The organism is Clostridium ljungdahlii, from assembly GCF_001636845.1.
Lineage (GTDB): Bacteria > Bacillota > Clostridia > Clostridiales > Clostridiaceae > Clostridium_B > Clostridium_B ljungdahlii_A.
The window spans coordinates 1-12629 of record NZ_LITT01000013.1; the positions used below are offsets into that span (position 1 = coordinate 1).

Sequence of the window (12629 nt, forward strand, 5' to 3'; positions counted from 1 at the left end):
ATGTTGGCGGCGGTCTTGTAACAGTAATGGTAAGAGGAGATGTAGGAGCAGTAAAGGCAGCTACTGATGCTGGTGCTGCTGCAGCACAACGTGTTGGAGAATTAGTTTCTGTTCATGTTATTCCTCGTCCACACGTTGAAGTCGAAACTATCCTTCCTAAAACTAATTTGAAGGAAGATGAAAAGTAGATTACAGTTTGCCATTTATTTAGTAAGGTATAAATGAATATGCAGAGATGACTTTGAAATAAGTCAGATATGATGTGATATGGTAGATAGTTAAAAGTAATAGTTTGTTTAGGGAACGTATCGAGATTGTGTAAATTAAATCGAGGTACGTTCCTTATTTTCTCTTTAGAAAATTGTAATATTATTATGTTTATAGGAAATGTTATCGGAAAATATAATTAAAGCGCCAATTGTACAATTGGCGCTTTAATTATATATAACTGCCCATTTAGCAGGTAACAGTTCAAATATCAATCTTTCCTATGAAATCAACTACACACAATTTAGTCATCTTCCATTGACATAAGCGTACGTTTTCTATAGGCTTGAGGAGTCATATCCATCTCCGCACAAAATACCCTGTTAAAATAAGATGGATCTGAAAAGCCACATTCTGATGAAATTCGATAAGCACGATAATTAGTTGTTTTTAATAATCTACAGGCATATTGAATTCTCAGATTAATTACATACTTTGAAAATGAGACACCCAGTTCCTTTTTAAAGACACGGCTAAAATATTTTGGATTCAGAAACACTGTAGAGGCAACTATTTGTAAAGTTATTTTTTCCCTAAAATGTTCTTTAATATATTTTATAGACTTTTCAATAAAGTATTGCTGAGATTCTTTAGATTCGGGGTTCTTTTCGTCAGTACTTTTATCTACTACTATATTACAATCAGCTGCGGAGTCTAACATTTTCCGAAAAACTTGTTTGATAATGTTAGGCTTTACGGGTTTTAATAGGTATTCAAAAACTCGGAGACTAATTGCTTTCTGTGCATAGGAAAAGTCCGAGTGAGCAGATAAAATTGTAATAAGCACGTTGGGTAGAAATTTTCTGATCTGTTCAATGGTATTAAGACCATCCAATTCAGGAATCATTATATCCATCATGATAATATTCGGCTGGTATTGCTTAGCTAGTTTAATAGCCTGAACTCCACTTTCGCAGGTTAGCAATACATCTTCTGGAAAAAGTTCTTCAAGTACAATTGATTTAAGAAATTCTTGTTCAAGTATTTCATCTTCTACAATCAATACTATGCTCATTGTTATCACCTCACAATAGGTTCTGCAGGAATTGTGATGGTAACGGTACTTCCACTGTAATCAGATTTTACAATTTTCAATCCATATTGCTTTCCATAATATTGTTTTAAACGTTTGTCTGTACTTTGAAAACCTAGGCCAGATTTATTTTCACATTGCTGTATGTTAAGCAAAACATCCTTTGGGAAACCATTTCCGTTATCCATAATGGAGATAACAATTTCCTCTTTATATTTTTCTGCATAAATACTTATTTTGCCTCCATCTCGCCTTGGGGTTATTCCATGAATTACAGAGTTTTCAACAATAGGTTGGATGATCATATTGAGAATTCTATAAGACTTAAGATTTTCTGAAATGTTGATATCATATTCCAGACGAGTTTTAAATCTTACTTTTTGAATATATAAATACTTTTCAATATTGTTAATTTCAGCACCGATGGTGTGAAGCTGGTTACCCTGCTTTAAATTATATCTAAGCAAATCAGAAAGACAATAAATAAGCTCTTCTGTTTCGTGGGAATGCTCAAAATAAGCCACACGGGCAATACAATTTAAAGTGTTAAACAAAAAATGAGGATTAACAACTAGAGACATATTTTTTGATTCTAGATCAATGATCTTTTTCTCTAATATTTCCTTTTCAATTGACAACCTTTTCACATCTTGATGGGATAGCTTAGTGCTTTCTGATAAATCAAGAGAAATATTTTTAGCAATTTCGCAACATAATCGCTCGTATACTTTAATTTTATTTGATTCTACGGATTTTAGTGAGAAAATCGACTTGGCGATAAACTCTAGCTCTTCAGTCTTAGTCTCTTTGGGAGACTGGACATTAATCATATACTTTTTATATTCGTTATCCTTCAAATATACTTGTATACCAGCCATATAACCTACAGTTTTATTGTCTACTATGATCGGAAAAATCATATTTTCAAGACCATATCGGCATACAAATCTACCTTCCTTGCCAGATTGTAATCGACATTGATATTCAGGACATACATGAGACTCCCTTTCCTGACATACATGAGTACAAAAATCTGGGGATGGAATAAATTCAAGTAAAATATCCCCATTTGTATCTACCAAAAACAAAGGTACATCTGATAGGGATAAAATACCACTATAGCGGCTATATAACTTTGAGGTTATAAATTTTTTAAGTGGATTATCAGTTTTATTCATCCTTATAACACCCATCTCCTGACCTATAGTTTATACTCAAAAAAAGAAATTAATTAGATTTTAGTACATTCTTTTTTTATATTATATTATATAAAAATATAAAAGTAAACAATATTTTATACTTTTCCACAGTTCTTTGTCAGATATTGTCAAAAAAACAAAACAAATATAAAACCTTTAGACTCTAATTTTTTCTAATTTTAAGTAATAAATTAAATTTATACTATAAGCACTAAGACATAATTTAAAAATAATGCGAAGCAAAGCTTCGCAAGTTAAAAATTAATAATGAAGAATTAATAGTGAAAGATGATTTTTAGCTGTCGCAAAAAATCTTTAAATTTATATAAATCAGCAATGTTTCGCTTTAGCGAAACGAGTGATGAAAAGCTTAGTTAAAGATTTTTTGTAGTGTAACGGAAAAAAATCCACATTAACTATTAATTCTTCATTCTTAACTATTAACTAAAAAAGTTGAGGTACTTATTAATAACATTTTTGATAAATATGTATAAGTTCTTCTTTAGAAGGTTTTCTAGGATTAGTTGGAGTGCATCTATCTTGCATTGCTGTTTCTGCCATATGATTTAAAGCACTTTGAAACTCAACTTCTTTAATTCCAAGAGCTCGAATATTATCTTCAACACCTAGAGATTTTATTAATTTATCTACAGCTTCGATAAAACTTACAGCGCCTTCACGAGTTGTTCGAGCTGGAAGGTGTAGAACTGATGCTAGTTTTGCGTATTTTTCCATAGCATGCTCGCTTGCACTTCCCACTAAGCTAGCGTTGTATTCCATTACTGCATTAAGTAAAAGCGCATTGGATCGGCCGTGAGGAATGTGAAAAGCTCCACCCATAGCATGAGCCAAGCTGTGATTAATTCCAAGACCAGCATTTGTAAATGCTATTCCTGCTATGCAGGAAGCGTTTTGAACATGATCTCGAGCTTCAGAATCTTTACTATCGTTATAAATTTTTGGAAGATTCTCAAAAATTAATTTAACTGCTTTTTCAGCAAGAGCGTCTGTAAAGTCAGTTGCCTTTTTTGAAACATAGGCCTCAATAGAATGAACTAGAACATCTATACCGGTATCTGCTACAATACGTTGAGGCAGACCATCAATACAACTAGAGTCAAGTATTGCAACGTCTGGTGCAATAAAATCATCTACAATGCATACCTTTTCTTTCTGAGAAGTAATAACAGTAAAGTTTGTTACTTCAGAGCCTGTTCCACTTGCTGATGGAATTGCAATAAACAGGGGCTTTTTAATTTCCTGGCCCATTGCTTTTCCTAAATTACATGCAAAATACATTATTCCCTTGGCGGTATCAATGCTAGAGCCTCCACCTAGTGCAACAAGAATATCTGCGTCGCTTTTCTTGTACAATTTCATTGCATCTGCAATTACATTGACATCTGGATCAGGGTGTACTCCCGTAAAAACAACGGAACTTATTCCAGCTTTACTTAGGTAATCTATCACTTTCTGAAGATATCCAAGTTTACCCATAATAGCATCTGCAACGATAAATGCTCGAGAGCCAGTGACCTGCTCTAAAAGTTGTATAGATTCCCTATTAAAATAAATCTTGGATTTCAAATTAAAATTTTCAAACTTGTCTTCCATGATTTTTCCCTCCTATTCTTACTACAGTTACTTTTTACAGATTTTTAATAAACTTTGTTATTTTTTTGATAAATGCCTTCGCAATTATCACTTTACATGGTAGCATACAAAGCGGCTAGTTTATTGTAAATAGAATATATAGTTTTAGCACTATTGTATCCAGTTAGAAATTGATATGGTACAATGTTGCTTTTATAGAACAATATCTACCTCAAAACATGATTTGCTATTGCACTTTTTTAAAGTTACAATTAATACTACTATTAGAATATATATAATCTATGAAAAAGGTATGAAATATTTAATAAACGTTCTAATAGAAAGCGATATGTTGATTTTTGGGAGTATTATTGTTATAATTAAATTCAGAATGGGTATCGTTAGAAAGCTACAAACTGGTGTTAGTTGGTTACTTGTGTTTTTTATTGACAGAACAAAAGATTGAAATATGTGTGGTGGATTATTTATGAAAATGGAAGAATTAGTACAAAAAAAGCTGTGTCTTGTTTTTAATGATGACAGTATAATATTTGATAAATCTCGTTTTGCAGGTGGACTTACCAATTATAACTATATTATGAATATCAATGGAAAACAGTATGTTGTCCGACAACCGGGTGGCATGACCAACCTAATGATTGATCGTAAAATTGAAAGTTTTAATGATAAAATAGCAGCAGAGCTTGGTTTGAACTCTGAGTGTATTTATTTTGATCAAGATAGTGGAATTAAAATTAGTGTATATATTCAAAACAGCAAAAATATTGCTCAACTTGATCCATGTTCTCCTACAACTCTGAGATCTGTTTCTGCTCTCATGAAAAAAACTCACTCTAGCAAAAAGTGGTTCCCTAATTCATTTAATTGGCAGATGGAGTTAAATAAATATGAACATATAGTTCAAAAGCTTAATGGTGATTTTTTCTTTGACTATGCTACATTAAAAAAACGATTGCTTGATTTTATGGAAAAGAATATTAAAAAAACAATTTCTGTTCCATGTCATAATGACACAGTCCCTGAAAATTTTATTGTTGATAGTAATGGAAAGACCTACCTTATAGATTGGGAATATTCTGGAATGAATGATCCAAGTTGGGATGTAGCTTCATATATTCTTGAATCTAGATTAACCGAAGAAGCAATTCAATATCTTCTTGTTGACTACTATGGACAATTTCCGACACCTGAAGAAATAGTAAAGATAAAAAGTTATATGGTAGCACAAGATTTACTTTGGATGGTATGGGCTATGATTAGACATTACAGCGGAGATGATTTTCTTGATTACTGCTGTTTTAGGTATGAACGATTTCAAAGAAATGTGAAGGCAATCACAAGCTCACCAGATTACTCCATTGCTGATATGGTAAAGAATTGTGAGTAAATAACAGATTGTTGAAAATTCTGTATATACAAGAAGTGTTTAAAGATAATTAAAAGTTTGTACTAGCAGTATTACTAATAGTACAAACTTTAATAAGTTATAATGTATTAAAGTGGTTATTAATTACTATTATTTTGCATAATCTTTAAGAATTCCATAAGTATAATCTATTATCTCATCACAAGATACACCTTTTTGTTTTAATTTAGAGCATTCAAAAGTTCCATACTTTTCTGTTACTTTGTTCATTATTTCTTTTGCAATTTTTCTAGATTCATTTTGTACAGAAGACTCGTTTCTTCCTTTTACGGAGCCCATAGCCATAAGTGCTCCAGTAACAGCACCACAAGTACTTTGTACGGCCATACCAAGACCAAATGGACTTGCAATTGAGACAGGAATGTTTAAATTGTTGTCTCTGTTAAAAGCTTTAATTATAGATTCTGCACAATTAAATCCCTCTTTATGAAATTGTGACGCATCATTCATAATTTTCACCCCTTGTTTTATATAAATTCTAAATATTCGTAAATTACATTAATAATTATAATATAACGCATTTTTCGTTGATGTCAAATGATATAATCTATCTTATAGAATATACTTAGTACAGTATTATAAGAAGATTCTTTTCAACTATCAATGATAAATGTTGGAAACAAGTGAAAATAAAGAATATACTACTTATTAGGTACCGTTTTCCAGTCATCTAGAAATCTTTGTATTCCTATATCTGTTAGTGGGTGTTTAGTCATTTGTACTAATACTTTATATGGAACTGTAGCGATATCTGATCCTGCTTTTGCAGCATTTATAACGTGAAGAGGACCTCTAATGCTGGCTGATATAATTTCTGTTTTTATATCATGAATTTTAAAAATAGCAGATATTTGTTCAACCAATTCAATTCCGTTCATTCCAATATCATCTAGTCTTCCTAAAAAAGGACTTACATAAGTTGCACCAGCTCTTGCAGCTAAAAGTGCTTGTCCTGGGGAAAATATCAATGTTACATTAGTTTTTATATTTTCTTTTGAAAGAATTTTTACAGCTTTTAATCCTTCTACAGTCATAGGAATTTTTATTACTATATTTTTGTGTATTTTTACAAGCTCTCTTGCTTCTTCTACCATTTTTTTGGATTCTAAGCTTATTACTTCAGCACTTATTGGTCCGTCTACAATAGTAGTTATTTCTTTTACTACTTCCTTAAAGTCTCTACCTTCTTTTGCGATCAAAGAAGGATTAGTAGTAACTCCACAAATTACTCCCATTTCATTAGCTTTTCTTATTTCTTCTACATTAGCGGTATCTATAAATAATTTCATAATTATTACCTCCTATTATATTTATATAAAATTATGATTTACACAACTATTCTACCACAAATTGATCATATTTTCTTTCTAAAATTCTCATCCATTTTAATGATTAATTCAACTTTTTGAGTTGATCTTCTATGTTTGCAATTCCTGGATTATTCATGGCTGCTATATGGTATTTTGTAGTAAGAACAGTTCAGCTCTAGCATAATAAGTAATAGTTTAAAAATTATTTTTCTATATATTGACGAAAAAGCTAAAAAAGAATATCATAAAGTCATGTAAATGTATCCACTCTTTATAAAAGGGGGAGGATACCAATTGGCTGAGTATATGAAAATAAGGTCAATCTTTATTAAATTAAATAAAGCTTGGCCTTATTTTCATATTAAATAAAGGTTATAATCTATATTTTTAAGGGTATGGAAAATATAGAAATTAAATAAATAGTGTAAAAAACTTTACACTAACAATTAAAATAGGGGGAAAGTATTATGAGGAAAATAAGAAAGGTCAGCTTAATTTTATTATGTGCTATTTTTGTACTATCTACCATGATAGTAGGATGTCAGAGTAACAAAAAAGCAACTTCTGACAACAAAAAGATTAAAGTAGCTTTTGTTTATGAAGGGCCTATAGGGGATACAGGATGGAATTATGCTCAGGATCAAGGAAGAAAGTATCTAGCTGCTAATATGCCAAACGCAGAAGTAACATATGTGGACAATGTACCTGAAACAGCAGACTCAGAGAAAGTATTTACACAGCTTGCCCAAAAAGGTAACAAGGTTATATTTGGAACAACTTATGGATACATGGATTATATGGTTAATGTAGCAAAAAAATTTCCAAATGTAGTTTTCATGCATTGTACTGGATACAAAACGTCAAACAATCTAGGAACATATGCTGGACGTGATTATGAGGGAAGATATCTTTCAGGTATTCTGGCAGGTAAGAATACGAAGAGTAATGTAATTGGATTTGTGGCTCCGTTTTCAATACCTGAAATTGTAAGAAATATTGATGCCTTTACTTTGGGAGCACAATCAGTAAATCCAAATGTAAAAGTTAAAGTAGTTTATACTAATTCATGGAGTGATCCTGCTACTGAAAAAACTGCAACTAATAGTCTGATAGATGCGGGGGCCGATGTACTTGCAATGCATCTTGATTCTACTACTGTAATGCAGGCTGCCCAGGAAAGAGGGGTATATGGAATTGGTTTTAGTTCTGATATGAGGTCAAAAGCTCCAAAGGCAGTGCTTGGAGGATCAATATGGAATTGGGGACCTTATTATGTCAAGACTGTTAAAGCTGTAGCTAATGGTACCTGGAAATCTGGACAATACTGGGGTGGAATTAAAGATGATTCAATAGTTGATATAGGTCCTTTTGGTCCAATGGTAAAAGATGACGTAAAGTCACTTATTTCAAAACAGAGGCAGAACATTATAGATAATAAGTTAAATGTATTTGAAGGACCAATATATGATCAAGCTGGTAACTTAAAGATTGCTAAAGGACAAAAACTTACTGATGAACAAATGCTTTCTATTAACTGGTTTGTAAAAGGCATTGAAGGAACAATTTCTAAATAGAATAGATTATTTTTACATACCGGCTTTTAAATGAGTCGGTATGTAAACTTTAAAGGTTGGGAGTGATAATATGGAGAAACAACCTATAGTTGAAATGACTGGTATTTCAAAAGAGTTTTCAGGAATAGCAGTTAATGATAAAATCTCATTCTCATTAAACGCTGGAGAAATTCATGCTCTTTTAGGTGAGAATGGAGCAGGTAAAAGTACACTTATGAATATATTAACGGGTCTTTATAAACCAGATAGCGGTGAAATAAAGATAAATGGGAAAAATGTTGAATTCAACTCTCCTAAAGATGCCATAACTTGTGGCATAGGTATGGTACATCAACATTTTAAGTTAGTAAGAGCTTTTACTGTGGCAGAAAACATAATGCTAGGACTTAGAAATTTAAAAGAAATTTACAACAAAAAACATATTGAAGATGAAATTGAAAAAAGTGCTCAAGAATATGGACTTTATGTAAATCCTAAAGCTAAAATATGGCAGCTTACAGTAGGAGAACAACAAAAGGTTGAGATTGTAAAAGTACTTATGTATGGCGCAAAAATACTTATAATGGATGAACCTACAGCAGTACTTACCCCTAAGGAAGGGGAAGCACTTTATAAAACACTGGGTATTTTAGCTAAAAAGGGAAAATCCATTATAGTGATATCACATAAAATGAGAGAAGTAATGGAAAATACCAATAGAATTACAGTGCTGCGTGATGGAAAATCCATGGGTACTTTTAACACAAAAGATGTTAAAGAAAAAGATATTGCGAAAATGATGGTGGGTGGAAATATAGTACATGTTTCCAGTAAAAAAGCAGTGTCAAATGGAAAGAAAATTTTAGAACTGAAAGATGTGTGTTCAGAGGATAAAAGCGGATGTGTAAAACTGAGAAATATATCATTTAGCGTACATGAAGGAGAAATATTTGGAGTTGCAGGTATTGATGACAATGGTCAGAAGGAACTGGCAGAAGTTATTTCAGGTTTGACACCAATAAAAAAAGGAAATATATTCTTAAATGAAGCAAATTGTATAAATGAAAGTAGAAGAAAATTTATAGATAAGGGAATAAGTTACGTACCAGAAGATAGGATGACTGTAGGTCTTGTAGCTGACATGAATGCTTGCGAAAACATGATACTTGAAAATTATCGAAGGATGCCGGGATATCATATTAATTGGAGAAAAGTATATGATAACACAGTTAATATAATAGAAAAGTTTCATATCAAGATAGCCTCTTTGAATACCCCTGTGAAAACTATGTCAGGGGGAAATATGCAAAAGCTTCTTTTAGCCAGAGAAATACAGTCAGATCCAAATCTTATTGTTTTGGCATATCCTTTTAGAGGACTTGATATAGGTGCCTCAGAATATATAAAAAAACTTTTAATAGATGAAAGAAATGAAGGTAGAGCAATTCTTCTCATTTCTGAAGAACTGGAAGATTTAATACAGCTGTCAGATAGAATATGTGTCTTGCATGAAGGCTCTATTATGGGAATAGTAGATTCATCCGAGGTTACTATGGAATCTATTGGACTAATGATGTCTGGAAGTAGAAAGGAGAATTACAGTGATTGACATATTTAAAGGGTGGAAACTAAAAAAGACGAGCTCCTGTTCTATGATGAAAAAAGTAATGGTTTCTATTGCATCTGTAATTGGTGGAATTGTATTTTCAGCTATTATTATTGCTATTACTGGAAATGATCCTATAGATGTATGTTCCCAAATATTTTCTGGTGCTTTTGGTTCAACCTATGGACTTTCAGAAACTGTAGCGAAATCTATACCACTTATGCTTACTTCTCTTGGAGTATCACTGGCTTTTCGTATGCAGCTTTGGAATATAGGCGCTGAAGGTCAGTTTTTCATGGGAGCTTTTGGAGCTTCTTGGGCCGCACTATCTTTTCCAAACATGCCCGCCTATGAATTGCTGCCACTTATGATGGCAGCAGGATTTATAGCAGGTGGACTATGGTCAATGGTTGCAGCAATTCCAAAGGCATTTTTAAACATAAATGAAACTATAACTACATTACTTCTCAATTATATAGCTATTCTATGGGTTCAATATCTGGTGTTTGGACCATGGAAAGATCCAAATGGAAAGAATTTTCCTGTAAGTGCTACATTTTCTAAAAGTGCAACTCTAACTCCATTTGGTAATACAGACATAAATATAGGTCTATTTATTGGAATAGGAATAGCAGTGCTGATGTTTATTGTCTTGAAATATTCTAGATGGGGATATGAGATACGGGTAAGCGGCGGCAATAAAAGCACCGCAATCTATGCAGGTATGAATTATGTATGTAATATTTTAATTGTTATGTTTATAAGTGGAGGAATTGCAGGGATTGCAGGAATGGTAGAGGTATCAGGAGCTATCCATAAACTTCAACAGAATATATCACCTGGATATGGATATACAGCAGTTATAATTGCACTTCTGGCAAGGCTTAGTCCTTTTGGAATAGTTATTGTTTCTTTCTTTATGGGAGGTCTTTTTGTAGGCGGATATAATTTGCAAACATCAGGTTTTTCATTAAGTATGGTTTTAATGTTTCAAGGTGCCATATTACTTTTCGTACTGGGGAGCGAAATATTACTCAAGTATAAATTAGTGAGAAAGGAAGCTTGACAATATGAATAGTACTTTTATAATTTCAGTGTTTGCGGCGGGAGTTGTTGCAGGAACGCCTTTATTATATGCTTGTCTTGGAGAACTTTTGACAGAGAGAGCAGGAGTAATGAATTTAGGTGTAGAAGGCATGATGCTTGTAGGTGCTGTAACAGGATTTATAGTTAGTATTCATACCAAAAATCAATGGTTGGGATTTATAGCAGGGATTGCAGCTGGTGCGGCTTTAGCATTTTTTCATGCTGTCCTCACTATAAAGTTAAAAGCCAATCAGGTGGCGAGTGGTGTGGCACTTACTATATTTGGAACGGGACTTAGTGCCTACCTTGGAAAATCATACATAGGGGCTCTTCCAGCTGCTTCATTTAAAGCTATAGGTATTCCGATTTTAAGTAAAATACCAGTGATAGGGACAATACTTTTCAAAAATGATCTTTTGGTGTATTTGAGTTTTATACTGGTTTTTGTAATCTGGTTTGAGCTTTATAAAACTAAATCTGGACTTATACTGAGAGCTGTTGGAGAAAATCCTGCTGCTGCAGATGCTGCAGGAATAAATATTTTTTTAGTAAGGTATGCATGTGTAATTTTAGGCGGCATGCTGTCTGGGGCAGGGGGTGCCTATATATCCCTTGCCTATTCTCCTTCATGGAGTGAAAATATGACAGCAGGGCGAGGATGGATTGCTATAGCTCTTGTGATATTTGCATTGTGGGATCCAATTCGTGCTGTAGTAGGAGCTTATATTTTCGGAATTATAAGTTCACTGGGTCTTCACCTTCAGGCGTTTGGTTTTGTTATTCCTACATATATACTACAAATGCTTCCTTATATTTTTACTTTTGTAGTTCTAATTTTTACAACTAGAGAAACTAAAAATAGACCTTCAGCTATGCCTAAAGCTTTAGGTATTTCATATTCAAGGGAAGAAAGATAATTTTCTAAATAAAAAACTTAGGATTTTAATTGAAATCCTAAGCTTTTATTTTATCTGCACATGGATAAAAAATATTTGTGGAAGTTTAAGTCTTCTGTAAGCTCGGGGTGAAATGAGGTTGTCAAAATGTTTTTATATTTTGCTGCCACTACATGCTTATCTATACTACATAAGTTTTTAACATTACTTCCTATGGCAGTAATAAAAGGAGCTCTTATAAAAACTAAAGGTATTTTAGAAGAAGATACTTGGGGAATTAAAGCTTCTGTACTAAAACTATTGATTTGACTTCCATAGGCATTTCTTTTCACCTTAATATCCATAACTTTTAGATAGCCTTCATTTGAATCTTCTATAGAATTTGCAAGCAATATCATCCCTGCACAGGTTCCCCAAGTAGGCAATCCATTTAATATTTTTTCTCGCAGGGGTTCCATCATATTTGTGTCTATTAAAAGTTTTCCTATTGTGGTACTTTCTCCACCAGGAAGTATGATACCATCGATGTCATCCAGCTGATAAGAATTTTTTATTTCTACAGCATCAGATTTAAGCATTTTAATATGGTGAATATGCTCTGCTACTCCACCTTGAAATGATAATACTCCGATTTTCATG

The 12629-nt window shown here is 32.7% G+C and carries 12 protein-coding genes; 6 read left to right on the forward strand and 6 right to left on the reverse strand.

The window, feature by feature from the left end:
• On the forward strand, positions 1-188 hold a 188-nt coding region (locus WY13_RS07580; RefSeq protein ID WP_156498998.1), incomplete at its 5' end, for a BMC domain-containing protein.
• A 323-nt stretch (positions 189-511) separates the two neighbouring features.
• Here the strand turns inward: WY13_RS07580 and WY13_RS07585 are convergent.
• From WY13_RS07585 to WY13_RS07595, 3 genes are all read right to left on the reverse strand, one after another.
• Positions 512-1282, reverse strand: coding sequence for a response regulator transcription factor (locus WY13_RS07585; protein WP_063555094.1), 771 nt, complete (start codon positions 1280-1282; stop codon positions 512-514).
• A gap of 5 nt (positions 1283-1287) precedes the next feature.
• A complete protein-coding gene (locus WY13_RS07590) occupies positions 1288-2478 on the reverse strand; it encodes a histidine kinase (RefSeq protein ID WP_063555095.1) in 1191 nt (396 codons plus the stop codon).
• Positions 2479-2964: 486 nt separating this feature from the next.
• Entirely contained in the window at positions 2965-4113 is a 1149-nt protein-coding gene (locus WY13_RS07595) for a 1-propanol dehydrogenase PduQ (RefSeq protein WP_156498999.1), read from the reverse strand.
• A gap of 466 nt (positions 4114-4579) precedes the next feature.
• Here WY13_RS07595 and WY13_RS07600 point away from each other — a divergent pair, with 466 nt between their 5' ends.
• Positions 4580-5500, forward strand: coding sequence for a choline kinase family protein (locus WY13_RS07600; protein WP_063555097.1), 921 nt, complete (start codon positions 4580-4582; stop codon positions 5498-5500).
• A gap of 129 nt (positions 5501-5629) precedes the next feature.
• On the opposite strand, the gene WY13_RS07605 is transcribed toward WY13_RS07600, so the two are convergent.
• On the reverse strand, positions 5630-5989 hold the full coding sequence (locus WY13_RS07605) for a C-GCAxxG-C-C family (seleno)protein (RefSeq protein WP_063555098.1): 360 nt from the start codon (positions 5987-5989) through the stop codon (positions 5630-5632).
• 191 nt (positions 5990-6180) lie between these two features.
• Positions 6181-6828 (reverse strand): fructose-6-phosphate aldolase, encoded by a 648-nt coding sequence (gene fsa, locus WY13_RS07610; protein ID WP_063555099.1) that lies wholly within the window; start codon positions 6826-6828, stop codon positions 6181-6183.
• 488 nt (positions 6829-7316) lie between these two features.
• Between fsa and WY13_RS07615 the strand changes: the two genes are divergently transcribed.
• The 4 genes from WY13_RS07615 to WY13_RS07630 all read left to right on the forward strand — a co-directional run bounded on the left by WY13_RS07615 (position 7317) and on the right by WY13_RS07630 (position 12011).
• Positions 7317-8423, forward strand: coding sequence for a BMP family ABC transporter substrate-binding protein (locus WY13_RS07615; protein ID WP_063555100.1), 1107 nt, complete (start codon positions 7317-7319; stop codon positions 8421-8423).
• A gap of 70 nt (positions 8424-8493) precedes the next feature.
• Positions 8494-10011: an ABC transporter ATP-binding protein gene (locus WY13_RS07620; protein WP_063555101.1), complete on the forward strand. Its 1518-nt coding sequence runs from the start codon at positions 8494-8496 to the stop codon at positions 10009-10011.
• A gap of 43 nt (positions 10012-10054) precedes the next feature.
• Entirely contained in the window at positions 10055-11074 is a 1020-nt protein-coding gene (locus WY13_RS07625; protein WP_063555179.1) for an ABC transporter permease, read from the forward strand.
• A 4-nt stretch (positions 11075-11078) separates the two neighbouring features.
• Positions 11079-12011, forward strand: coding sequence for an ABC transporter permease (locus WY13_RS07630; protein ID WP_063555102.1), 933 nt, complete (start codon positions 11079-11081; stop codon positions 12009-12011).
• 50 nt (positions 12012-12061) lie between these two features.
• Here WY13_RS07630 and pdxT read toward each other — a convergent pair whose 3' ends face one another.
• A complete protein-coding gene (gene pdxT / locus WY13_RS07635; RefSeq protein ID WP_063555103.1) occupies positions 12062-12628 on the reverse strand; it encodes a pyridoxal 5'-phosphate synthase glutaminase subunit PdxT in 567 nt (188 codons plus the stop codon).
• Position 12629: the final 1 nt, after the last annotated feature.

What these genes read in the sequence shown, in the direction of transcription:
- WY13_RS07595 (WP_156498999.1), bottom strand. Translation starts at nt 4,113, where the DNA reads ATGGAAGACAAGTTTGAAAATTTTAATTTGAAATCCAAGATTTATTTT.
- WY13_RS07620 (WP_063555101.1), top strand. Translation starts at nt 8,494, where the DNA reads ATGGAGAAACAACCTATAGTTGAAATGACTGGTATTTCAAAAGAGTTT.
- WY13_RS07630 (WP_063555102.1), top strand. Translation starts at nt 11,079, where the DNA reads ATGAATAGTACTTTTATAATTTCAGTGTTTGCGGCGGGAGTTGTTGCA.
- WY13_RS07625 (WP_063555179.1), top strand. Translation starts at nt 10,055, where the DNA reads ATGATGAAAAAAGTAATGGTTTCTATTGCATCTGTAATTGGTGGAATT.
- WY13_RS07585 (WP_063555094.1), bottom strand. Translation starts at nt 1,282, where the DNA reads ATGAGCATAGTATTGATTGTAGAAGATGAAATACTTGAACAAGAATTT.
- pdxT (WP_063555103.1), bottom strand. Translation starts at nt 12,628, where the DNA reads ATGAAAATCGGAGTATTATCATTTCAAGGTGGAGTAGCAGAGCATATT.
- WY13_RS07605 (WP_063555098.1), bottom strand. Translation starts at nt 5,989, where the DNA reads ATGAATGATGCGTCACAATTTCATAAAGAGGGATTTAATTGTGCAGAA.
- WY13_RS07590 (WP_063555095.1), bottom strand. Translation starts at nt 2,478, where the DNA reads ATGAATAAAACTGATAATCCACTTAAAAAATTTATAACCTCAAAGTTA.
- fsa (WP_063555099.1), bottom strand. Translation starts at nt 6,828, where the DNA reads ATGAAATTATTTATAGATACCGCTAATGTAGAAGAAATAAGAAAAGCT.
- WY13_RS07600 (WP_063555097.1), top strand. Translation starts at nt 4,580, where the DNA reads ATGAAAATGGAAGAATTAGTACAAAAAAAGCTGTGTCTTGTTTTTAAT.
- WY13_RS07615 (WP_063555100.1), top strand. Translation starts at nt 7,317, where the DNA reads ATGAGGAAAATAAGAAAGGTCAGCTTAATTTTATTATGTGCTATTTTT.